At 68.2% G+C, this 21,511-nt stretch carries 19 protein-coding genes; 10 read left to right on the top strand and 9 right to left on the bottom strand.

Annotated features, from left to right (window positions below; genetic code table 11):
• Positions 1-17: 17 nt before the first annotated feature.
• The 8 genes from ACHAAJ_RS03195 (at position 18) to ACHAAJ_RS03160 (ending at position 9,058) form a co-directional block, all read left to right on the top strand.
• Entirely contained in the window at positions 18-1,007 is a 990-nt protein-coding gene (locus ACHAAJ_RS03195; protein ID WP_435726468.1) for a methionine ABC transporter ATP-binding protein, read from the top strand.
• 2 nt (positions 1,008-1,009) lie between these two features.
• Complete coding sequence (locus tag ACHAAJ_RS03190) at positions 1,010-1,690, top strand: methionine ABC transporter permease (RefSeq protein WP_435726467.1); 681 nt, start codon at positions 1,010-1,012, stop codon at positions 1,688-1,690.
• Positions 1,691-1,805: 115 nt separating this feature from the next.
• On the top strand, positions 1,806-2,651 hold the full coding sequence (locus ACHAAJ_RS03185; protein WP_435726466.1) for a MetQ/NlpA family ABC transporter substrate-binding protein: 846 nt from the start codon (positions 1,806-1,808) through the stop codon (positions 2,649-2,651).
• A gap of 289 nt (positions 2,652-2,940) precedes the next feature.
• Complete coding sequence (locus ACHAAJ_RS03180; RefSeq protein WP_435726465.1) at positions 2,941-3,993, top strand: LacI family DNA-binding transcriptional regulator; 1,053 nt, start codon at positions 2,941-2,943, stop codon at positions 3,991-3,993.
• Positions 3,994-4,144: 151 nt separating this feature from the next.
• On the top strand, positions 4,145-4,954 hold the full coding sequence (locus ACHAAJ_RS03175; protein WP_435726464.1) for an ABC transporter permease: 810 nt from the start codon (positions 4,145-4,147) through the stop codon (positions 4,952-4,954).
• Between the two features lie 11 nt (positions 4,955-4,965).
• Positions 4,966-5,937 (top strand): carbohydrate ABC transporter permease, encoded by a 972-nt coding sequence (locus ACHAAJ_RS03170; RefSeq protein WP_435726463.1) that lies wholly within the window; start codon positions 4,966-4,968, stop codon positions 5,935-5,937.
• Between the two features lie 44 nt (positions 5,938-5,981).
• Positions 5,982-7,592, top strand: coding sequence for a type 2 periplasmic-binding domain-containing protein (locus ACHAAJ_RS03165; protein ID WP_435726462.1), 1,611 nt, complete (start codon positions 5,982-5,984; stop codon positions 7,590-7,592).
• Between the two features lie 53 nt (positions 7,593-7,645).
• Positions 7,646-9,058 (top strand): glycoside hydrolase family 32 protein, encoded by a 1,413-nt coding sequence (locus tag ACHAAJ_RS03160; protein WP_435726594.1) that lies wholly within the window; start codon positions 7,646-7,648, stop codon positions 9,056-9,058.
• A gap of 9 nt (positions 9,059-9,067) precedes the next feature.
• Here ACHAAJ_RS03160 and hemL read toward each other — a convergent pair whose 3' ends face one another.
• The 8 genes from hemL to hemE are packed head-to-tail and all read right to left on the bottom strand — an operon-like array spanning position 9,068 to position 17,874.
• Complete coding sequence (gene hemL / locus ACHAAJ_RS03155; protein WP_435726461.1) at positions 9,068-10,378, bottom strand: glutamate-1-semialdehyde 2,1-aminomutase; 1,311 nt, start codon at positions 10,376-10,378, stop codon at positions 9,068-9,070.
• Between the two features lie 3 nt (positions 10,379-10,381).
• The gene (gene hemB, locus ACHAAJ_RS03150; protein ID WP_435726460.1) at positions 10,382-11,365 is read right to left on the bottom strand and encodes a porphobilinogen synthase; all 984 of its coding nucleotides are present in this window, start codon (positions 11,363-11,365) and stop codon (positions 10,382-10,384) included.
• Positions 11,362-12,336, bottom strand: a complete 975-nt coding sequence (locus ACHAAJ_RS03145; protein ID WP_435726459.1) for a uroporphyrinogen-III synthase — start codon at positions 12,334-12,336, stop codon at positions 11,362-11,364. Before ACHAAJ_RS03145 ends, hemB begins: the two co-directional genes overlap by 4 nt.
• Before the next feature lie 2 nt (positions 12,337-12,338).
• Complete coding sequence (gene hemC / locus ACHAAJ_RS03140) at positions 12,339-13,310, bottom strand: hydroxymethylbilane synthase (protein WP_435726458.1); 972 nt, start codon at positions 13,308-13,310, stop codon at positions 12,339-12,341.
• A complete protein-coding gene (locus ACHAAJ_RS03135; protein ID WP_435726593.1) occupies positions 13,307-14,464 on the bottom strand; it encodes a ferrochelatase in 1,158 nt (385 codons plus the stop codon). The genes hemC and ACHAAJ_RS03135 overlap by 4 nt, the downstream gene beginning before the upstream one ends.
• Before the next feature lie 50 nt (positions 14,465-14,514).
• Positions 14,515-15,222: a hydrogen peroxide-dependent heme synthase gene (hemQ, locus tag ACHAAJ_RS03130; protein ID WP_435726457.1), complete on the bottom strand. Its 708-nt coding sequence runs from the start codon at positions 15,220-15,222 to the stop codon at positions 14,515-14,517.
• 54 nt (positions 15,223-15,276) lie between these two features.
• Entirely contained in the window at positions 15,277-16,782 is a 1,506-nt protein-coding gene (locus tag ACHAAJ_RS03125) for a protoporphyrinogen/coproporphyrinogen oxidase (RefSeq protein WP_435726456.1), read from the bottom strand.
• 18 nt (positions 16,783-16,800) lie between these two features.
• On the bottom strand, positions 16,801-17,874 hold the full coding sequence (gene hemE, locus ACHAAJ_RS03120; RefSeq protein WP_435726455.1) for a uroporphyrinogen decarboxylase: 1,074 nt from the start codon (positions 17,872-17,874) through the stop codon (positions 16,801-16,803).
• 136 nt (positions 17,875-18,010) lie between these two features.
• Between hemE and ACHAAJ_RS03115 the strand changes: the two genes are divergently transcribed.
• The gene (locus ACHAAJ_RS03115; RefSeq protein WP_435726454.1) at positions 18,011-19,375 is read left to right on the top strand and encodes a glutamyl-tRNA reductase; all 1,365 of its coding nucleotides are present in this window, start codon (positions 18,011-18,013) and stop codon (positions 19,373-19,375) included.
• Between the two features lie 97 nt (positions 19,376-19,472).
• Here the strand turns inward: ACHAAJ_RS03115 and moeB are convergent, their stop codons facing one another.
• Positions 19,473-20,654, bottom strand: coding sequence for a molybdopterin-synthase adenylyltransferase MoeB (gene moeB, locus ACHAAJ_RS03110; RefSeq protein WP_435726453.1), 1,182 nt, complete (start codon positions 20,652-20,654; stop codon positions 19,473-19,475).
• Positions 20,655-20,856: 202 nt separating this feature from the next.
• Here moeB and ACHAAJ_RS03105 point away from each other — a divergent pair, with 202 nt between their 5' ends.
• The gene (locus ACHAAJ_RS03105; RefSeq protein WP_435726452.1) at positions 20,857-21,492 is read left to right on the top strand and encodes a TetR/AcrR family transcriptional regulator; all 636 of its coding nucleotides are present in this window, start codon (positions 20,857-20,859) and stop codon (positions 21,490-21,492) included.
• The last annotated feature ends 19 nt before the right edge of the window (positions 21,493-21,511 follow it).

The following is a 21,511-nucleotide window of genomic DNA, read 5'->3' as shown; positions in this document are numbered from 1 at the left end:
AGCTCTCGAGGTTTCACTTGATCACAGTCACCGACCTGCGCAAGGTGTACCGCCAAGGGGATCGGGACGTCGTCGCCCTCGATGGCGTCACGCTCAGCGTCCCCAAGGGCTCGGTCCACGGCATCATCGGCCACTCCGGCGCCGGCAAATCCACGCTCGTCCGGTGTCTGACGCTGCTGGACCGTCCCACGTCAGGCTCGGTGGCCATCGACGGCAAGGAACTCTCCAACGTCGGCGACAGCGACCTGCGATCGGCCCGCCGCCGGATCGGAATGGTCTTCCAGCACGCCAACCTCATGGACTCGCGGACGACGGCGCAGAACGTCGCCTTCCCGCTGGAGCTTGTGGGAACGCCGCGCAAGCGGGTGGAGGAGCGTGTCGCCGAACTCCTGAAGCTCGTGGGCCTGGACAAGTTCGCCGATGCGTACCCGTCGCAGCTCTCCGGGGGCCAGAAACAGCGCGTGGGCATCGCCCGCGCGCTGGCAACGGATCCGGACGTGCTCCTGTGCGACGAGCCGACGTCCGCGCTGGACCCCCGCACCACGGACGAGATCCTCGATCTCATCAAGGCGGTCCGCGACCGCCTCCAACTTACGGTCCTGATCATCACGCACGAGATGCACGTGGTGAAGCGGGCGTGTGACTCCGTCTCGCTCCTGGAGACCGGGCGCATCGTGGAGCACGGCAACCTGGCCGAGGTCGTCTCCCGGCTGGACGGCCGCCTCTCGGAGGCGCTCCTGCCGCTACCGGGCGAAATCCCCGAGGACCTCCCGGCGGGCACGGTCCTCGAACTTCTCTACTCCGGCGACCAGGCCGTGGAACCGGTCATCTCCGGAATCGCCCGACGGTTCGACACAGACGTGAACGTCCTGGCCGGTTCGGTCGAATCGCTCGGCGGGGCCCAGTTCGCCCACCTGCGGATCCACCTTCCGGCCGGAAGCGACATCGCCGCCATCACCGACCACCTCAAAACCAGCGGCATCGCCGTGTCCTCGAAGGAGGCCTAGACGTGGATTTCTTCAGCGAACTCTCCACCAACCCGGCCATCACCCGGGCCATCCCCGAGGCCACCCTTGAGACCCTGCAGATGGTGGGCATCTCCGGATTCTTCACCGTCCTGATCGGATTGCCGCTCGGAATCGTCCTCCACGCGACCTCCCAGGGCGGCCTGACTCCGATCCGTTGGCTGAGCTTCTTCCTGTCCGGCATCGTCGTGAACATCACCCGCTCGATCCCGTTTGCCATCCTGATGCTCTCGCTGATCCCGCTTTCGGTACTCATCACCGGCAGCTCCCTGGGGCCCATCTCCGCTTCCGTTCCGCTGACCATCGGGACCATCCCGTTCTTTGCCCGGCTCGTCGAGACCTCGCTGCGCGACGTTAACACCGGCAAGGTCGACGCCTCCCTGGTCATGGGATCGACGAAGCTGCAAGTGGTCCGCAAGGTGCTGGTACCCGAGGCCATGCCCGGGCTGGTCGCGTCCCTCACCACCACGCTCGTCACGCTCGTTGGCTACTCGGCCATGGCGGGTCTCGTCGGCGGCGACGGGCTCGGGCGACTGGCGTACAACTACGGATTCCAGCGCTTCGAGTACGCGGTCATGATCGTCATCCTCGTGGTGATGGTCGTCCTGGTGCAGCTCATCCAGATCGTCGGCGACCTGATCGCCCGGCGCGTCGACCACCGCTGACCGACACCCACATTCTTCCCCGCCCCGGGCGGCGGAACGCAGCCGGTAGCCGCCAGCTGCGAACACCTCCGGAGCCGTTTCGGCGGCCCGGCCCACAAGATAAGGAACGCAGACCATGCGTACGAAAATCGCACTTGCCCTCACCGGCACTGCCACGTTGTTCGCCCTCGCGGCCTGCGGTGGCGGCAGCAGCACCACGCCCAGCGCAGACGCGACCCTGGATCCGGCGAACCCGACCGTCATCAAGGTCGGCGCCAGCCCCGTTCCCCACGCCCGGGTGCTCGAGTTTATCGACGAGAACCTGGCGGAGGAAGCCGGCATCGACCTGGAAATCCAGGAGATCGACGACTTCCAGACCCCGAACACCGCGCTGGACGAGGGCAGCCTTGACGCCAACTACTACCAGCACCTCCCCTGGTTCGAGGATCAGGTCGAGACCAAGGGATACGAGTTCGAGCACGGCGAGGGTGTCCACATCGAGCCGTTCGCCGCGTTCTCGGACAAGTACGACGACGCCGCAAAGGTCCCGGAAGGCGCCAAGGTCGTTTTGACCAACGACCCGGCCAACCAGCTGCGCGCCCTGAAGGTGCTCGAGGCCGCGGGCCTGCTGTCCGGCATCGAAGACGACTCGGCGGTCCTGACGCTGTCCGACGAGCAGAACCCCAAGAGGCTCAAGTTCTCCGAGGTTCCGCCGGAGCAGGCCGTCCAGGTCTTCAAGCAGGACCCGTCGTTCGACATCGCCATGATCAACGGCAACTTCATCCTGCAGGCAGGCCTGAAGAGCGCCGACGCCCTGGCCGTCGAGTCCGTCGAGGAGAACCCGTACGCCAACTTCCTCGCCTGGCGCGCAGGCGAGGAGACCGCGGCAATCGCCAAGCTGGACGAGCTGCTCCACAGCGAGGAGGTCGCCGACTACATCGAGGAGACGTGGCCGGACGGCGATGTCATCCCCGCGTTCTAGGACGCGCCCGCCGGCGTAGCCCACTAGCTATCGCGTGCTAAGAGCAGAGGGGTGTTGGCTTCCGGCCAACGCCCCTCTTCCGCATCCGGCACCGGCATGGCCCTCACATCGACCGCCCCCCCTGTACGGGCAAACCCGCCGATGCGGGGCCAAGGCGACAAACGCACCCCTTCTCGCTTGTGATGGTTGACACATTCTCGAACGGGCTTTATTGTCTATCTAGTTATACGAATAACCACCGCTCCACCAAATCCCCCCACGCCTCGCCTGCACTCGAAAGGAACAATCCGTGGTCGCCAAAAAGCAGTTGCCGACGATGTGGCAAGTCGCCGAGCGGGCGGGCGTGTCCCAGGCGACGGTGTCCCTCGTCCTGAACAAGGCCGGCGGCGGTCGGGTCGCCCAAGCCACCCAGGAACGGGTCCACAAGGCAGTGGACGAACTCGGGTACCGAACGAATGCCTTTGCAAAGTCCCTGAGGAGCGGGGAATCCGGGATGATCGGTTTCATCTCCGATGAGGTCGCCAGTGCGCCGTTCTCGGGCGGCCTGCTCAAGGGGGCGCAGATGCGCGCCTGGGAGTCGGAAAACGTCATCCTCAGCGTCGAGACGTTCGGCTCCCTGGAACTAGAGACGGCGGCGATCGAGATGATGCAGTCATACCGGGTGCGCGGGGTCATTTACGCGACCATGTATCACCGCCATGTCGAGGTTCCGGCCGCGCTCTCCGGGATCCCAGTCGTCGTACTGAACGCCTTCGACGTCGACGGAACGCACAGCAGCGTCTTCCCCGACGAGCGTCACGGCGGGTTCCGTGCAACATCCCACCTGATCGAATCCGGGCACCAGCGCATCGGCATGATCAACATCCAGCAGCCGGACAGCAACCTGCCCGCGGGTATCGGCCGGCTTGCGGGATACCGGGCCGCCTTGGCCGAAGCCGGCATTGCCTTCGACGCTTCGCTGGTGCGGCCCGGATACGGAACGGTCGAGGATGGCTTGGAGCACGGCGCGGCCCTCGTTGGCCTCGACGACCCGCCGACCGCGATCTTCTGCGGAAACGACCGCACCGCCTGGGGTGCCTACCGTGCACTCGAAGCCCGTGGACTGCGCATCCCCGACGACTGTTCGATCGTCGGCTTCGACAACCAAGAGACGACGGCTCCGCACCTCGATCCAGGCCTGACCACCGTCGAGCTGCCGTTCGAGGACATGGCGCGACGCGCCATCGACCTCCTCTTGTCCCCTGCGGACACCACGAAACAGATCCCCGTCCACGGCAGACTGGTCGAGCGCTCCTCGGTCGCTGCCCCCGCCCAACGCACCGCAAAGGTCCCCCATGAATAGGCCACAGACCGTTGACACTGCCCTCAAGCAGGCTGGCCAAACACCCCGCAGGCACACCACGTCGCCCCTGAATCGGGCCCTTCGTTCTTGGCAGTTATACGTATTACTACTGCCCGCGGCGATCTATGTACTCGTCTTCAAGTACTGGCCTATGTACGGCGCGCAGATCGCGTTCCGCAATTACAACCCTGCCGACGGTTTTGCCGGCAGTCAGTGGGTTGGGCTCGACCACTTCATCCGGTTCGTGGGTTCCTTCCAGTTCGAACGGCTGATCGCGAACACCCTGAGCGTCAACGCGTTGGGCCTGCTCATCGCTTTTCCGGTCCCGATCGTCCTCGCCCTCATCGTCAATCAGTTGCAGAGCGAACGGTTCAAGAAGTTCACGCAGACCGTCCTGTACGCACCCTCGTTCATATCGGTCGTCGTGATCGTCGGCATGATCCACCTCCTCTTCTCGCCCCGCTCCGGAATCGTGAACAACGCGATCGAGCTGTTCAACGGCCAACCGGTGTTCTTCATGGGCATGCCCGAGTGGTTCAGGCCGCTCTACATTGGTTCCGATATTTGGCAGAACGCCGGGTTCTCGATGATCGTCTACCTGGCCGCGCTCACGGCGATCGACCCCGCGCTCCACGAGGCCGCGCGAGTTGACGGGGCCAACAAGTGGCAACGGATCTGGCACATCGACATCCCCGGCATCCTGCCCGTCGTGACAATCCTCTTCATCCTGGCCATCGGCAACCTATTCAACCTCGGGTTCGAAAAGGTCCTGCTCATGCAGACGGACCTGAACCTCCAGACATCGGAGGTCATCCAGACCTACGTCTACAAGGCCGGGCTCCAACAGGCGCAGTTCAGTTACTCCGCCGCCATCGGCCTCTTCAATTCACTGATCAACCTGTTGCTGTTGCTGACCTTCAACTGGATCGCGCGCCGCGCCAACCAGTCGAGCCTGTGGTGAGAGAGGAAGCCATGACCGAAACGATTCCCCGTTCCCCCGCCGCTCCGGCCGACCCGAAGCAGCCCCAGGAACGACGCCGGACAAGCCGCGCACGGGGCACCATGGGCCGCTGGTCCGATCCGGTATTCAACTTCTGCTCCATCGGCCTGCTCGTGACCGCGATCGTTGCCATCATCTACCCGATGTACTTCATCGTCATCGCGTCGGTGAGCGAACCTTCCGAGATCCTCAACGGCAATGTCTGGCTGGTGCCGCGGGGCTTCACGCTCGAGGGCTACCTGCGGATCATCTCCGACGACAGCATCCTGCGCGGCTTCGCCAACTCCGTCCTCTACACCGTGGTCGGAACCGTCGTCAGCGTCGCCATGATCCTGTGCGCGGCGTACGCGCTCTCCAGGAAAGACCTGTACGGCCGGACTCCGCTGCTGCTGATGTTCATCATCACCATGTTCATCGACGGCGGCCTGATCGCCCGTTATCTGGTGGTCCGCGACCTCGGGATGCTGGACACCATGTGGGCCGTGGTCCTTCCCGGAGCGGTGGGAGTCTGGAACCTGATCATTGCCCGCGCCTTCTTTGAGAACAACGTCCCGGGCGAACTGCGCGACGCCGCCCAGATGGACGGAGCGAGCGACTTCCGGTTCTTCTTCAGCGTCGTCCTGCCGCTGTCCAAGCCGCTCATTTTCCTGATGATCATGATCCACCTGGTGGCGAATTGGAATGCGTTCTTCGACGCCCTGATCTTCCTCGACAGCGAAGAGAAATACCCGCTCCAGCTCGTGCTGCGCAACGTCCTCATCCAGTCGGAGGTCTCTTCGGCCGGCGGGACCGGAGCGCTGGACTCATATGCCGCGGCGCAACGGCTCGGCGAATTGATCAAGTACGGCATGATCGTCGTTTCCACGCTCCCGCTGCTGATCATCCTGCCCTTCATGCAAAAGCACTTCACCAAGGGCGCCATGCTCGGCGCCGTCAAAAGCTAACAGCCCCCCTACGCCCCCACCACCACCGAACAAAGGAAGCACCCATGCGCTCACATCGGCATCTGACCCTCACCGCCCTGACGCTCGCGACTGGTCTCGCGCTCACCGCCTGCGGATCCGAAGGCGGGACATCCGTAGAAGACAGCTCGGAGAAATACGGTTTCAACGCCGAGGGCCTGCCCATCGTCGACGAAACCCTGAGTCTGACGTTCGGCGGCACCAAATCCGCGCTCTCCCCCGACTACTCCGAAATGGAGCTTGTCCAGCAGTGGGAAAAAGACACCAACATCGCCATTGATTGGGGAAACCTCACCGATCAGGTCTACGCGGAGAAGAAGAACCTGATGCTGGCGAGCGATGCCCTGCCGGACGTCCTCTTCAACACCGGTCTCACGGATGCCGAGGTCGTGACCAACGGCAGCAACGGGACCCTGCTGCCGTTGGAGGACCTCATCGCCGAACACGCGCCCACGCTTTCGGGCATCCTCGCGGAGCGACCCGACATCCGTGCGGCCATCACCGCCTCGGACGGCCACATCTACACCCTTCCGTCGGTCGAGGAATTGGGGATCCTCTCCCACCCCAACTTCCTCTACATCAATCGGGCCTGGCTGGACGAGCTGGGCCTGGACATGCCCAAGACCATCTCCGAGTACCGGGACGCGCTGCGCGCCTTCAAGGAAAAGGACCCCAACGGCAACGGCAAGGCCGATGAGATCCCCCTGTCATTCCGCACGGATTCGTTCGCGGCCAACCCACACGATCTGGTGGCCGCCCTTGGTGGCCAGCCGGAAAACAACGACCACCGCATCGTTCGGGACGGCACCGTCGAATTCACGGCGAACACCGAAGGCTACAAGAAAGCCGTGGACGAACTCGGCGATTGGTACGCCGACGGCCTGATCGATCCGGAGTCTTTCTCGCAGGACGATGTCGCCTACCTTTCCAAGGGAAAGTCGAACACACCGATCCTCGGTTCGTTCTTCTGGTGGGAGGCCAAGGAAATGGTGGGTGAGGACCGGCTCGGGGACTACGAGCTCGTGGGCGTCCTCGAAGGCGTCGACGGCGAACGGCTGGCCAGCGTGTCCAACAACCAGGAGATCAGCCGCGGTGCCATGGCGATCACGCGCGCCAACGAGTACCCCGCCGCGACGATGCGCTGGGCGGACCGCCTCTTCGAACCGGCAATGTCCGCCCAGGCGAACTGGGGTCCGATTGGAGTCACCCTCAAGGAGGACGCGGACGGCGTTCTGGTCCAAATACCCGCCGCGGCCGGAGAATCCGAGGGCGAACGCCGCCAGCGTGTGGCCCCCGGAGGCCCGAAGATCACCACGGCGGAGGACTTCGAGACCGTCGTTGCCCCGGAACCGCGAGCCAAGGAGCGGCAGGATCTGGTGAGGGACTTCTACGAGCCGCACCGCGCCAACGAGGCCTACCCGCCGGTGATGCTTTCCAACGAGGAACTGGACCAGGTTTCCTTCCCCCAGGCAGACATCAACACCCTCGTGCTGGAGAAGTTCGCCTCGTGGGTCGTCAAGGACACCGTGGAATCCGATTGGGATACCTACCGCCAGCAGCTCGACCAGCTCGGCATCGAAGAGATCACCGGCGTTTACCAGACGGCCTACGACCGCTTTGCAGCCGTTGGCGAATGACACCCGTTCCCCCGCAGCCTTCCCGCCCGATTCAGGAGTAACTTTTGACTGACATGCGCCTCGCCGTCGGCAGGCCCCAGACCGCGCCGGACCAGTGGCGCCCCAGCACCCATTTCAGCGCACGCGACACGTGGCTCAACGATCCGAACGGGCTCGTCCACCACGACGGTACGTACCATCTCTTCTTCCAGAACAACCCGCACGGCAACGTGTGGGGGAACATCTCCTGGGGCCATGCGACGTCCACGGATCTGGTGACGTGGACGGAACACGCGGTGGCCATCGAGAGCACGGAAGACGAGATGGTGTTCTCCGGCAGCGCGGTGGTGGACCACCGGAACACGGCGGGGTTCGCCCGCCCCGGCGAGACGGCCCTGGTGGCGGTCTACACCAGCGCCACGACGCAGCGGGACGGATCGATGCGGCAGGCCCAGGCGTTGGCGTTCAGCGTCGACGACGGCGCCACCTGGGCCAGGTATTCGGGAAACCCGGTGCTGGACATCGGATCCTCCGAGTTCCGCGACCCGAAGGTGTTCTGGTACGGAGGCGAGGCCGGCCATTGGGTCATGGTCGTCGTCGAGGCAACCGACCACCGAGTCGCCGTCTACACCTCTGCCGATCTGAAGACGTGGCTCAAGGCCTCGTCCTTCGGTCCGGCACACGCGACGGGCGGGGTCTGGGAATGCCCGGACCTCTTCCCGCTTCGCGTGGACGCGACCGGCGACACCCGGTGGGTACTGATCGTGAGCCTCAATCCCGGCTCAATTGCCGGTGGTTCGGGAACCCAGTACTTCGTCGGCGATTTCGACGGCCGGCGTTTCACGGCCGAACGACTCAGCGCCTCCGAGGACCTCGCGGACTACGACTGGCTGGACTACGGCCGCGACTACTACGCCGCCGTCTCGTTCTCCAACGCGCCGGACGGCCGTCGCCTGATGGTGGGATGGGCCAGCAACTGGGAATACGCGGCAGACACCCCGACGTACCCGTGGCGCTCGTCGATGTCCCTCGTGAGGGAACTCGGGCTCGTCCGGTCCGGCCGGGACGGCCACCGCCTGAAACAGCGGCCCGTCCTGCCCCCCGACGCCCGGCGACACCGCACGGGCGACGGTCCGGCGGCGCTCCCCGGAGTCCTCGTCTTCACGGCAAGCGCACCCCGTACCGGCCCCGGCTCGTCGACGTTCGTGCTCGACGGCGGCGCGGACACCGGAGAGGAACTGCGCATCACGGTGGACGCGGCGGCGGGGCAGGTGCTGTGCGACCGCACCCGCGCCGGCGACACCTCCTTCCACCCGCGGTATGCCTCCGTCGACCGGGCGCCCCTGCCGGACGTGGACGGAGATGTGCAACTGGAGATCGTCGTCGACGCGAGCGTCGTGGAGGTCTACGTAGACGGAGGGCTGGTGACGTTCACCGAGCTGGTCTTCCCCTCGACGCCTTACGACAGGCTGTCGAAGGTCGTCTAAGTCGGCCCGCTAGTGTGCCGTGGCCCCCGCGGCGGCCCGCGCGGCGTCCGGCAGGGCCTCGAGGATCTGGTTCATCGCAGCGTCGTCGTGTGCCGAGGACAGGAACCACGCCTCGAACACGCTCGGCGGCAGGTAGACGCCGGACTCCAGCATGGAATGGAAGAACGGCGCGTAGCGGAAGGCCTCCTGGGCCTGCGCCTGCGCGTAGTTGTGGACGCCGGTCGCCGAGGTCCCGAAGGCGATGGAGAACAGGTTCCCGGCCCGCTGGACCGAGTGGTCCACGCCCTCGGCCTCCAGGGCGGAGGAGACCGCGGAGGAAAGCTCGAGGCTGGCCGCGTCGATCTGCTCGTACACGGCGTGGGTCGCGTGGGTCAGCGTGGCGACGCCGGCGGCCATGGCGACCGGGTTCCCGGACAGGGTCCCCGCCTGGTACACCGGACCGGTGGGGGCCAGGTGCTCCATGACTTCGGCGCGGCCGCCGAGCGCCGCGGTCGGCAGGCCGCCGCCGATGACCTTGCCGAACGTGAACAGGTCCGGCGTCCAGCCCTCGTCACGGCCCGTGAGGCCCCAGTAGCCGGAGTAGCCCGTGCGGAATCCGGTCAGCACCTCGTCCAGGATCAGCAGGGCGCCGTGTGCCGCCGTCGTGCGGGAAAGGAACGCGTTGAAGCCGTCCACCGGCGCGACCACCCCCATGTTCGCGGGCGCCGCCTCGGTGATGACCGCGGCGATCCGCCCGCCGTGCTCCACGAAGGCCGCCTCGACGGCCGCGGGGTCGTTGTAGGGCAGGACCAGCGTCTCTGCGGCCGTGGCCGCCGTGACCCCGGCGGACCCGGGCAGCGCCAGCGTTGCCAAACCGGAACCGGCGGCCGCCAGCAGGCCGTCGAGGTGTCCGTGGTAGCAGCCGGCGAACTTGACGATCAGATCCCGCCCCGTGAATCCGCGGGCCAGGCGAACGGCCGTCATGGTCGCCTCCGTGCCGGTGGAGACCATGCGGATGCGCTCCACGCCGGGGACGCGTTCCATCACGAGTTCGGCGAGCCGCCCTTCGTCGGGCGTCGAGGCCCCGAAGGAAAGCCCGTGGTCGACCGCGGCGTGCACGGCGGCGAGAACCTCGGGGTGGGCGTGCCCCAGCAGGGCCGGGCCCCACGAGCAGACCAGGTCCACGTAGCGCCGTCCGTCCGCGTCCGTGAGGTGCGGTCCGTGCGCGTCCACCATGAAGCGCGGCGTCCCGCCGACGGAGCCGAAAGCCCGGACGGGCGAGTTCACTCCGCCCGGCATCAGGTGCCGGGCGCGGTCGAAGAGTTCCTCTGAGGAGGCCATGGTCTACTTTCCTTCTTTCAGCCAGCCCGCGAGTTCCGCGGCCCAGTAGGTCAAAACGGTGTCCGCACCGGCCCGGCGGATGCCGAGGACGGATTCGGTGATGGCGGCGCGGCGGTCGATCCAGCCGTTCGCGGCGGCGGCCTCGATCATCGCGTACTCGCCGGAGATCTGGTAGGCGGACACCGGCACGGGCGACATCGCCGCGACGTCGGCCAGGATGTCCAGGTAGCTCATGGCCGGCTTCACCATCACCATGTCCGCACCCTCCGCCAGATCCAGTTCCACCTCGATGATGGCCTCGCGCCGATTGGCGGCATCCATCTGGTAGGTCCGCCGGTCCCCCGTCAACTGCGAATCCACGGCCTCGCGGAACGGGCCGTAGAACGCGGAGGCGTACTTCGCGGCGTAGGCCAGGACGGCGGTGTCCTGGTGGCCGGCGGCATCGAGCGCCTGCCGGATGACGGCGACCTGGCCGTCCATCATCCCGGAGGGGCCCAAAACGTGCGCCCCGGCCTCGGCCTGCGCGACCGCCATCTCGGCGTAGATCTCCAGCGTCGCGTCGTTGTCCACCCGCCCGCGGACGTCGAGCACACCGCAGTGCCCGTGGTCGGTGAACTCGTCCAAGCAGACGTCGCCCATCACCACCAGCTCGTCGCCGACCTCGGTGCGCACGTCGCGGATGGCCTTGTTGAGCACGCCGTCGGGGTCCAGTCCGGCGCTGCCCGTGGCGTCGCGGGTTTCGGGGATGCCGAAGAGCATGATGCCGCCCAGCCCCAGCTCCACCGCTTCGGCGGCGGCGCGCTTGAGGGTTTCGGTGGTGTGCTGCACGACGCCGGGCATGGACGAGATCGGATTCGGCTCGACGATGCCCTCGCGGATGAACGCGGGCAGGATCAGTTGCCCGGCGGACAGGCTGGTCTCGGCGACGAGCCGGCGCAGCGCCGGGGTGGTGCGCAGGCGGCGCGGTCGGCGATGGGGAAAGCTCACATCGGCTCCTTCTTCGGTGGGATCGGGGCGGGCTGGGGAGCGTGGGCGGGTGCGCAGTCCATCGCGGGCACGGAGCCGCGCAGGGCACCCTCCCAAGCGTCGCACAGTCCCACCGGAGTGGGCAGTTCGGCGGTGGCCGAGACCGGCAGGCCCAGCCGGTGCGCCTCGGCCGCGGTGCTGCGGCCGATCGCGACGACGGCGACCGATCCGTCCGGCGCGGGGACCAGTGTGTGGAACCGCCGCGCGATGCTGGGCGAGGTCAGGAACACCGCTCCGAGGCCGGATTCCGGGGCGCCGGACAACAGTTCGGCCAGCCGCCCGGAATCCAGAACGACGGCGGCCCGGCCGCCCGGCGGGGCGGTGGCACTCGGGGTCGCCGTGTGGCTTCCCACCACTCCGTCGTGATCGGGCGCCGCCTCGTCCGCGAGCCGCCGGGTCGGATCGGCCGGCGCGTCGACCGTCCGGTAGGCCGTGACCGGCCGTGTCCGCCAACCGCGGGCCCCGAGGCCGTCGTCGAGCGTCGGGGAGGCGATGTCCGCCTGCGGCAGATAGGCCACGCCGCCCGTCCCGGAGGGCCACGCCTCGAGAATGCCCTCGGCCGAATGGTCGGCGTCGGGCACGAGGTCCACGCGCAGACCGGCGTCCTCGGCGGCCCGGCGGGTCGCGTCGCCCACCACGGCAATCCGCGTGTGCGCCGGCACGGACAGCGACAGTCCCAGCGCCCGGCAACGGTGCAGCAGCGCTGCCACCGTGGTGCGGCTGGTCAACACCATCCACGTGAATTCCCCGCCCAGGAGCGCGCGGACCGAGTCGTCCAGGGCCACCGTGTCGGCTGGCAGTTCGAAGTCGATCAGCGGGCAGAGAACGGCCGATGCGCCGCGGGACCGCAGTTCCGCGACGATGCCGCCGGCCCGGCCGGGCGCGCGGAGCACCGCCGCGGTCCGGCCGGCGAGGACGCCGCTGCCGACCATGCTCAGCCCAGGTCCGCGAGTTCGGCGGCGCCCAGGCCCAGGAGCTCGTCGGCGAGGTCGCGCCCGAGCGCCTCCGCGCCGTCGAGGCTGAGGTCGGCGGTGGACAGGGCGCGCCGCAGCATGCGGGAGCCGTCGGTGCTGCAGACGGCCGCCTCCAGCACCAGCGCTTCCCTGTCGAGGTGCGCCAGCGCGCCGATCGGGGCGCTGCAGCCGGCCTCGAGCCGCGCCAACAGTCCGCGCTCGGCGGTGACGCCCAGCCGCGACGTCGCGTGGTCGATCCCGGCGAGCGCGTCCGCGAGGTTTCCGTCGACGACGGTTTCGGGCCGGCACTCGACGGCGAGCGCGCCCTGTCCCGGCGCCGGCAGCATGATCGAGGGGTCCAGGAACTCGGTGACGTGGCCCTCCAGGCCCAGGCGCCGCAGTCCGGCGGCGGCGAGCACGACGGCGTCGAGGTCGCCGTGCCTGCCGTGCCCCACGCCGCCGTCGTTCGCCGGGGCCGGCGACCCGGCGACCCTGCCGAGGCGCGTGCCAACGTTCCCGCGGATGTCGACGACCACCAGGTCCGGGCGTGCCCCGCGCAGTTGCGCGGCCCGCCGCGGGGACCCGGTGCCGATGCTGGAGCCTTCGGGCAGCTCCGCGAGCGTGAGCCCGTCGCGCGCGCAGAGGGCGTCGCGCACGTCGACGCGTTCGGGGATGGCGGCGATGACCAGTCCCTCCGGCTGCTTGCTGGGCAGGTCCTTGAGGGAGTGGATGGCGACGTCGCACTCCCCGTTGAGGAGCGCCATGCGCAGGGCGGCGGCGAAGACCCCGGTGCCACCCAGTTGGGACAGCGGCCCGGCGGTCACGTCGCCCTCCGTCTTGATGCGCACGATCTTGTAGTCCGGAGCGCCGGCGGCGGCGAGGTGCTCCGCGACCGTCGTCGTTTGGGTCACGGCAAGCGCGCTTCCGCGGGTGCCCACCACGAATCCGGTCACGGGCGCGGCACCCCCACCTCGGAGTCGACGGCCGCGATGGTCGGCTTCACCGTTCCGTCCCGCATGGTCTTGGAACAGCAGTTCGGCCGGCAGACGTCGTACCACGGGCCCAGTTCGGCCTCCGACGCCCGGCCGTCGAGCAGCGCCTTGCCGTTGGTGCCGAGGAGGCGCTCCGAGACCATGTCCACGATGCCCTCGACGTACTTGCGGTGGGTGCCTGGGGTAGGCACGCGGTGGAAGACGAGGCCGAGCTCGGCGCAGGTTTCCTTGGCCTCCGTGTCCAGGTCCCACAGGACCTCCATGTGGTCGCTGACGAACCCGATCGGGACCACCAGCACCCCGCGGGTGCCCGCGGCGGCGTATTCGGACAAGGCGTCGTTGATGTCCGGCTCGAGCCACGGCACGTGCGGCCCCCCGGAGCGCGACTGGAACACCAGCGACGTCTCCAGGCCGGCGGACTCCGGAACGCGGTCCAGGATGGCGCGCCCCACGGCCAGGTGCTGGGCCGAGTAGACGTCCGTTTCCAGCGCTGCGGCCACGTCCCGCGGGCCGGCCGCCTCGGCGTCGGACGTCGGGATGGAGTGGGTGACGAAGACGATGCGCACCCCGGCGCCGTCCTTCCCCGCCTGAGCGAGGCGGGCGCGCACGTCGGCCAGGCCGGCCGCGACGCCTTCGACGAACGGCTCGACAAAGCCCGGGTGGTCGAAGTACTGGCGGACCTTGTCCACCTCCATCCGACCCTCGAGGCCGGTCTCGCGCAGGGCGACGCCGAGGTCCTCGCGGTACTGCCGGCAGCTGGAATAGGACGAGTAGGCGCTGGTGCTGAACATGAGCACCCGCTGGTGGCCGGCGTCGTGCATCTCGCGGAGCGTGTCCGGGATGTACGGCGCCCAGTTGCGGTTGCCCCAGTAGACGGGCAGGGCGATCCCGCGGGCCTCGAACTCCGCCTCGATGGCCGCCTTCAGTGCGCGGTTCTGCGCGTTGATGGGGCTGATGCCGCCGTTGGCGCGGTAGTGGGTGGCCACCTCCTCCAGGCGCTCGTCCGGGATGCCCCGCCCGCGGGTGACGTTGCGCAGGAACGGAATCACATCGTCCTGGCCCTCGGGGCCGCCGAACGAGGCGAGCAGGACGGCGTCGTACGGCTTGGGGGCCATGCGCCCGTCTGCGTCGTATCCCTCGCGGGGATCGAAGATCAGCCGGCCGGTCACCGGAGCACCTCGGCGATCCCGGCGGTGTCGACGCGGCGGCCGGTGTAGAACGGGAGCTCGTCGCGCACGTGGAGGCGCGCCTCGGAGTACCGGAGGTGCCGCATCATGTCCACCAGGTCGATCAGTTCCGGCGCCTCGAGGCAGATCATCCACTCGAAGTCGTTCAGGGCGAACGAGGCGACCGTGTTGGCGAGGACCTGCGGGAACTGGCGGCCGAGCACGCCGTGGTCTCGAAGCATCTTTCCGCGGTCCTTGGGGTCCAGCAGGTACCAGTCGTAGGAGCGCACGAACGGGTAGACCGTCATCCACGTGCTCGGCTCCTTGCCGCGCGCGAACGCCGGCGAGTGGTCCTTGGCGAACTCGGCCTCGCGGTGCACGCCCATGGACGACCACGCGATGGACGTCTCGGCGAACAGGAAGCTGCGCCGGATCTTGCGCACGGCCTCCTGCAGGGCCTCGGCGGCGGGGCCGTGCAACCACACCATGACGTCGGCGTCGTCGCGCATGCCGGAGACGTCGTAGGCCCCGCGCATCGTCACGCCGTCCGCGGCGAGCTCGGCGACGAGCGCGTCGAAGGCCGCGACGCCCTCGGACCGGTCGAGGTCGGAGTCGCGCTTGAACACGGTCCAGAGGGTGAAGTGCAGCGTGTCGCCCTCGCGCTCGCGGTCGGCAAGCACGGGACTGCTGTAGGGGTTCTCGCTCATGGTGGCCTCTTTCTCTACGTGTTTCTCTGCGTGGGGCATGCTGTGTTCAGGGGGTCAGCTGGCGGTGATGCCGATGCGAGTGCGGGTGTCGGCGACGACGGCTGCGAGTCCGGTTCCGGAAAGCCACGCGCCGACGACGTCGATGCCGTCCAGGGGCGCGAGGTCCCGCCGGAACTCCTCCGCGCGGTCCCGGTGGCCCGTGGTCGCGAAGGGCAGCGCACCGACGTAGCGGACCACGTCCCACCCGAGGACGTCGGTGTCCTGGAGGTCCACGCCCAGCAGCCGGCCGGCGTCGAGCACTGCCGTGTGGCGCAGCTCCTCGTCGGCTGCGTCGGAGATCCGCGACGTCGCCTCGGAGACGCGGCCGTAGGAAAGCCGGAGCACGTGCGTGCCGGGGCCCGCCTCCTCGCCGAGCCATCCCCACTTGGCGGACGCATGGGTGATGGCCTTCGCGCCGACGTTTGCGGCGCCCGGGGCGACCAGCATCCCGGTCCCGCGCGGAGCGTCGTCGAGTTCGGGCTTGTCCACGACCAGGGTGACCAGGGAGACGCCCGCGCCCGCTTCGGGACGGTGCCGCCCGAGTTCGGGACGCAGGCCCGCGAGCAGGTCGACGGCGGCCGGTCCCGTGGTGGCGACGACAACCCGGTCGGCGTCGACCGTGTGCGCCGCCGCGGCGCCGGGGCCGCGCACCGCGACGGCCCACGGGCGCGCGCCCGGTGCGTGCCCCGCCGTCGTGCTTTCGATGCCCGTGGCGGACGTGCCCACGTGTAGGGTCGCGCCGCGCTCGCGCAGGTCCTGGACCAGCGCGGCCACGAGGCGGTGCATGCCCCCGTTCAACCCGGCGACGGCCGATCCCGCGGGCGCCGCGGCACGCATCGAGGACACCGCCCGGGCCAGCGAACCGTGCTTGACGACGGCGGCGCGCAACCCGGGGGCGACCGTGTCGACGTCGAGCGTGTCCGGGTCCGCGGAGTGGACCCCCGAGACGACCGGCGCCACCAGCGTGTCCAACACGGCCCGGCCCATGCGGGAGCGGACCAGTTCCCCGATGCTGAGCGGCCCCTGGGCCACGTGGCGCGAGACGGGCATGGCGAGGTCGGTCGTGGCCCGCAGCGCCGCCGCCGCACCGATGGCGCGTTTGACGTCGTCCGCCCCGGGGTCACCGGGGATGCCGAGGATGCCGGTCTGCGGCATCGGCAGGGCGGTGCCGCCGCGGCCGCCGTCCCGATCGAAGTACAACCAGGCGCCTCCGGGGCGCGGCACGGCGATGTCGCCGGCGAGTCCGAGTTCGGCCATCAGGTCCGCGACGGCGGTGTTGCGGGTGGCGAAGGATTCGGCGCCGGCGTCGAGCAGGAGCCCGGCGACGGTATGGGGCGCGACGCAGCCGCCGAACGCGGGCGACGCCTCGAACACCTCCACCTCGTGCCCCGAGATCGCGAGTTCCCGCGCTGCCACCAGTCCGGCCACACCCCCGCCGACGACGACGGCCCGCACCGGAACGGGCACTGGCGCGCCCTGGTCGGCGGCGGGGTGTGTCTGGCGTGCGTTCCGGTGTGGCATCTCGGCTTCTCTTTCCTGCTAGGCCTTCGCGGTCGGGGCTACGGAGTGCACCAGTTCGACGACCCGTGTGAGGACGTCCGGGTCGGTTTCCGGCGGGACTCCGTGTCCCAGGTTCACCACGTGGCCGGGCGCGGACTCCCCCGCGGCAAGGACGCCGCGCACATGTTCCTCGAGGACCTCCCACGGCGCGGGAAGCAACGCGGGATCGATGTTGCCCTGCAGCGGGACCGTGCCGCCGAGCCGGCGGTTGGCCTCGTCCAGCGGGAGCCGGTAGTCGACGCCGACGACGTCCACGCCGACGTCGCGCATGGCGGGGAGAAGTTCGGAGGTGCCGGTCCCGAAATGGACCAGCGGTGCGCCCAGGTCGCGGACGTGGTCTAGGGCCCGGGACGACGACGACGCGACGTGCCGCTCGTAGTCGGCCAGTCCCAGGCTGCCGGCCCAGGAGTCGAAGAGCTGGCCGGCGCTGGCGCCGGCCTCCAGCTGGGCGCGGAGGAACTCGCCCGAAGCGTCGGCGGCCCATTCCGCGAGCGCCCGCCAGGTTTCAGGGTCGGCGTGCATCATGGTGCGCGGGCCCAAGTGGTCGCGCGACGGGCGGCCCTCCACCATGTACGCGGCCAGCGTGAACGGCGCACCGGCGAAGCCGATCAGCGGGGTGGACCCCAGCTGTTCCACCGTCAGCGCGACGGCCTCGCGAATCGGATCCAGGGCGGCGTCGTCGAGCCGCGGCAGGGCCGCCACGTCCGTGGCGGTCCGCACGGGCTTCGCGAGCACTGGCCCGACGCCCGGAACGATGTCCACCTCGACGCCGGCGAGCTTCAGGGGGATCACGATGTCGGAGAAGAAGATCGCCGCGTCGACGTCGTGGCGCCTCACGGGCTGCAGGGTGATCTCCGACGCCAGCTCGGGCCTCAGGCACGACTCCAGCATCGGAATCCCCTCGCGCAGCGAGCGGTACTCCGGCAGGGATCGGCCCGCCTGGCGCATGAACCACACGGGACGGCGACTCGGCTCCCCGCCTCGGTAGGCGGTGATCAGGGGGGATCCGGCAGTTCGGCCATCCTTCAGCGGGTGGCTTGCGCTCAACGTCATGGTGATGATTCTGCCAAGGTGGTGTCGTAACCGCTAATCCCCCGCCGCGGAAAGGCCCGGAAGGTGGGATAAGACACGAACACATGCCGTAATCGGCGGAGAATACCCCCTGCTCTGGCGGTAGGATGGATCCACTGTGGTTTACCTATCGCTCGTCGCCTCCCACTCGGACATCGACCTCGAGACCGTCGCCCGGCTGAGTGCCGCGGCCTCCGGGGTCGCCTCCGCCGTGCTCGATGGAACCACCCCCTTGTCCGGAGCGGTGGTCCTCTCCACGTGCAACCGCTACGAGGTCTATTGCGAGGCGACCTCCGACCAGGACGTCGAGGCCGCCCGGGCAGCCATCATTTCGCAGATCGCGGACGCCTCTGGCCTGGCCGAGCAACATGTCTCCGCGGCGCTGTCGACCAAGACGGGGCAGGACGCCGTCGACCACCTCTTCGCCGTGGGCGCCGGACTCGACTCGGCTGTGACGGGCGAACGCGAGATCGCGGGCCAGGTTCGCCGCGCGCTGATCGAGGCCCAGCAGGGCGGAACCGCTTCGGGCCCACTCGTGCGACTCTTCCAAACGGCGTCCCGCACCGCCAAGGACGTCGGCACACGTACCGCTTTAGGCGGTCGCGGCCTTTCCATCGTCTCGGTCGCCCTGGACCTGGCCACGGACATCGCCACGGATGCCAACTGGTCGTCCAAGTCGATCGTCGTGTTCGGAACCGGCGCCTACGCCGGCGCCACCATGGCGCTGCTGAAGGAACGCGGCGCCACCGATATTTCGGTTTATTCCGCCTCCGGTCGAGCCGAATCGTTTGTCGCGACGCGCGGCGGCACGGCCCTGGACGAAGCTTCACTGGGCAGTGCCCTTGAGGCGGCCGACGTCCTGATCGGCTGCAGCGGCGGCGGGCAGCGAATCACCGCTTCCGATCTCGCTGGCCTCGAACGCGGCGACCGCCAGCTGGTTGCCATCGACCTGGCGCTGACCCGCGACTTCGACCAGTCCGTCGAAGAGCTGGAGAACGTCGACCTGATCACGCTCGAGTCGGTGCGGATGGCGGCTCCCGCCGAGCAGGCGCAGGCTTTGCGCGAGGCCCGGACGATTGTCAGTTCGGCCGCCGAGAGTTTCGTGAACGAACAGATGGAGCGGTCCGCGGACGCGGCCATCGTGGCACTGCGGCGCCACACCCAGCGCGTTCTGGAGACCGAGGTGGAGAAGGTCCGCGCCCAACACGGCTGCACCGCCGCAGCGGAGGAAGTCGAGTTCGCCATGCGTCGCATGATGCGCCAACTGCTGCACGCCCCCACCGTCCGCGCCCGCGAGCTCGCTTCCGAGGGTCGGCAGGCGGAGGTCGAGTCCGCACTGGAGACCCTCTTCGGCATCAGCGTTGGCGGGCAGTCCGTCGGCCGGCGCGGCTCGGCCCATCCGGGGACTTCCGCGGCGACCGACGCCGACACCTGCCCGATTTCAGAGTCTGCCGCTGGCGGTTCCGTCCGCGACGCCGGCTAAGGGCGCCTGCACTCCTGAGTAGGCCGGGTTCCCTCAGGACGAGGGGTCCGAGCACACGAACTCTGCGCACGCGGGCTTGTACGGCACACGGGCTTGCTCAGTAGACGGGCTTGCCGGGCTCCACGTCCTCAACCCAGGCCAGGATACCGCCGGCCAGATGCCTTGCGTCCGGGTAGCCGCGTTCGAGGAGATAAGCCAGCACTTCACCGGAACGGCCACCTGATTTGCAGTGCAGCACCAGCGGCACGTCGCGCGGAAGATCGATGTCGCCGCCGAGTATTTGGCCTCGGGGAGCCAACTCCGCACCATCGATGGCCACGATGTCGGCCTCGCCCGGTTCCCGCACGTCGATGAGTCGGAAGTCGGACCGCCCGTCCGCCCTGGCGGCCAGCATGGCCTGGAGTTCCTTCGCCCCCACCGCGGGAAGCTCCGAATCGGCGCCCTGCGTCGGCATCCCGCAGAATGCGGGATAGTCGTCCAGCAGGGCAGCGGGCTGCACCGTCTCGGGATCGGGCTTCAGCCGGATCTCCTGCCACGTCATGGCGAGGGAATCCAGGATCAGTACCCGACCCAAAAGGGGGTCTCCCATACCGGTGACCAGTTTGATCGCCTCGGCCACCATGACGGATCCGATCTGTGCGCACAGCACGCCGAACACACCCCCCTCCGCACAGGAGGGGACGGTGCCGGCGGGCGGCGCCTCCGGATAGAGGTCGCGGTAGGTGGGGCCATGGCCGTTCCAGAAGACGCTGACTTGGCCGTCGAAACGCAGGATCGAGCCCCAGATGTAGGGAATCCCTACGATCGCCGCCGCGTCGTTGACCAGATAGCGTGTCGCGAAATTGTCCGTTCCATCCAGGACCAAGTCGTAGCCCGCGAAAATCTCCAGGGCGTTTCCGGCGTCGAGGCGTTCCTGGTGGAGGACTACGGACACATGCGGATTGAGGTCGTGAATCGAATCTCGTGCGGACTCGGCCTTGGACTTGCCGAGGTCGGAAACGCCGTGAATGACCTGCCGCTGGAGGTTCGACTCGTCGACCGTGTCGTCGTCCACGATCCCCAGCGTGCCGATGCCGGCTGCCGCAAGGTAGAGCAGGGCGGGCGAGCCAAGTCCACCGGCACCTACCACCAATATCCGTGCCTGCTTCAGGCGACGCTGTCCATCCATCCCCACCTCGGGAATGATGAGGTGCCTCGAGTAACGGCGTAGTTCCGCCGCGGTGAGTTCCGGTGCAAGGTCGACAAGCGGGACTCCGGGACCCCTACGTTCGGTTTCCATGCAACAACCCTAAGTCAGTAGTTCCCGTATGACCTCAAGGACGGCATTTTGCCCTGCTAGCCGCACACTGCGGCGCCTCGGGTGACCCACTGTTACCAAGAGCTCGGGAAATACCGCGAAGTTAGGCTTTCTGGTGGGCATAACGAGTTTACCCGGGCATAGAATGACGTACCTCAGCCGGCCCTACATTGGCGGCGGCTCCATGGAAAGGCAGGATGTGGACAGCACCCCGGATCGGGCGTCGAAGACCCAACGCATGCCCCGTGAGCAGCGCCGTCGACAGCTTCTGCGCGCAGCCCACCAGGTCTTCGTATCGAACGGCTACCACGGTGCCTCGATGGACGAGATCGCAGATGTTGCCATGGTGAGCAAACCGGTTCTATATCAACACTTTCCGGGCAAGCGCGAACTGTACCTCGCGTTGCTCGAAGCGCATCTCGCGGATCTCACCGAACGCATGCTGGCGGCGATCTCTTCGACCACGGACAACAAGCTGCGCGTCCAGGCGACCATAAAGGCCTACTTCGAGTTCATCGCCCACGACAGCCAAGCGCACCGCATGGTCTTTGAATCCGACCTCATGAACGACCCGGAAGTCAGCAAGCGGCTCGAGGACTTCAACGCCCGGTTCGCATCGGCCATCGCCGACGTCATCGCGGAGGACACGAAGCTGCCGCGGGCACAGGCGCTCCTTCTCGGGCGGGGCATGTCTGGGATGGCACAGGTGTCGGCGCGCTACTGGTTGGAGTTGGAGGACGACGTCAACCTGGACGACGCCTCGGAACTCGTCTCTCGTTTAGCTTGGCGCGGAATCGGTCGGTTTCCCAAGGAATCCTGAAGTAGATTCGTAGCTGACA

The sequence above is a fragment of the Arthrobacter arnarulunnguaqae genome (assembly GCF_051262515.1).
Classification (GTDB): Bacteria; Actinomycetota; Actinomycetes; order Actinomycetales; family Micrococcaceae; genus Arthrobacter_N.
The sequence above is the reverse complement of the archived record's forward strand: the minus strand, read 5'-3'. Positions and strand labels throughout refer to the sequence as shown.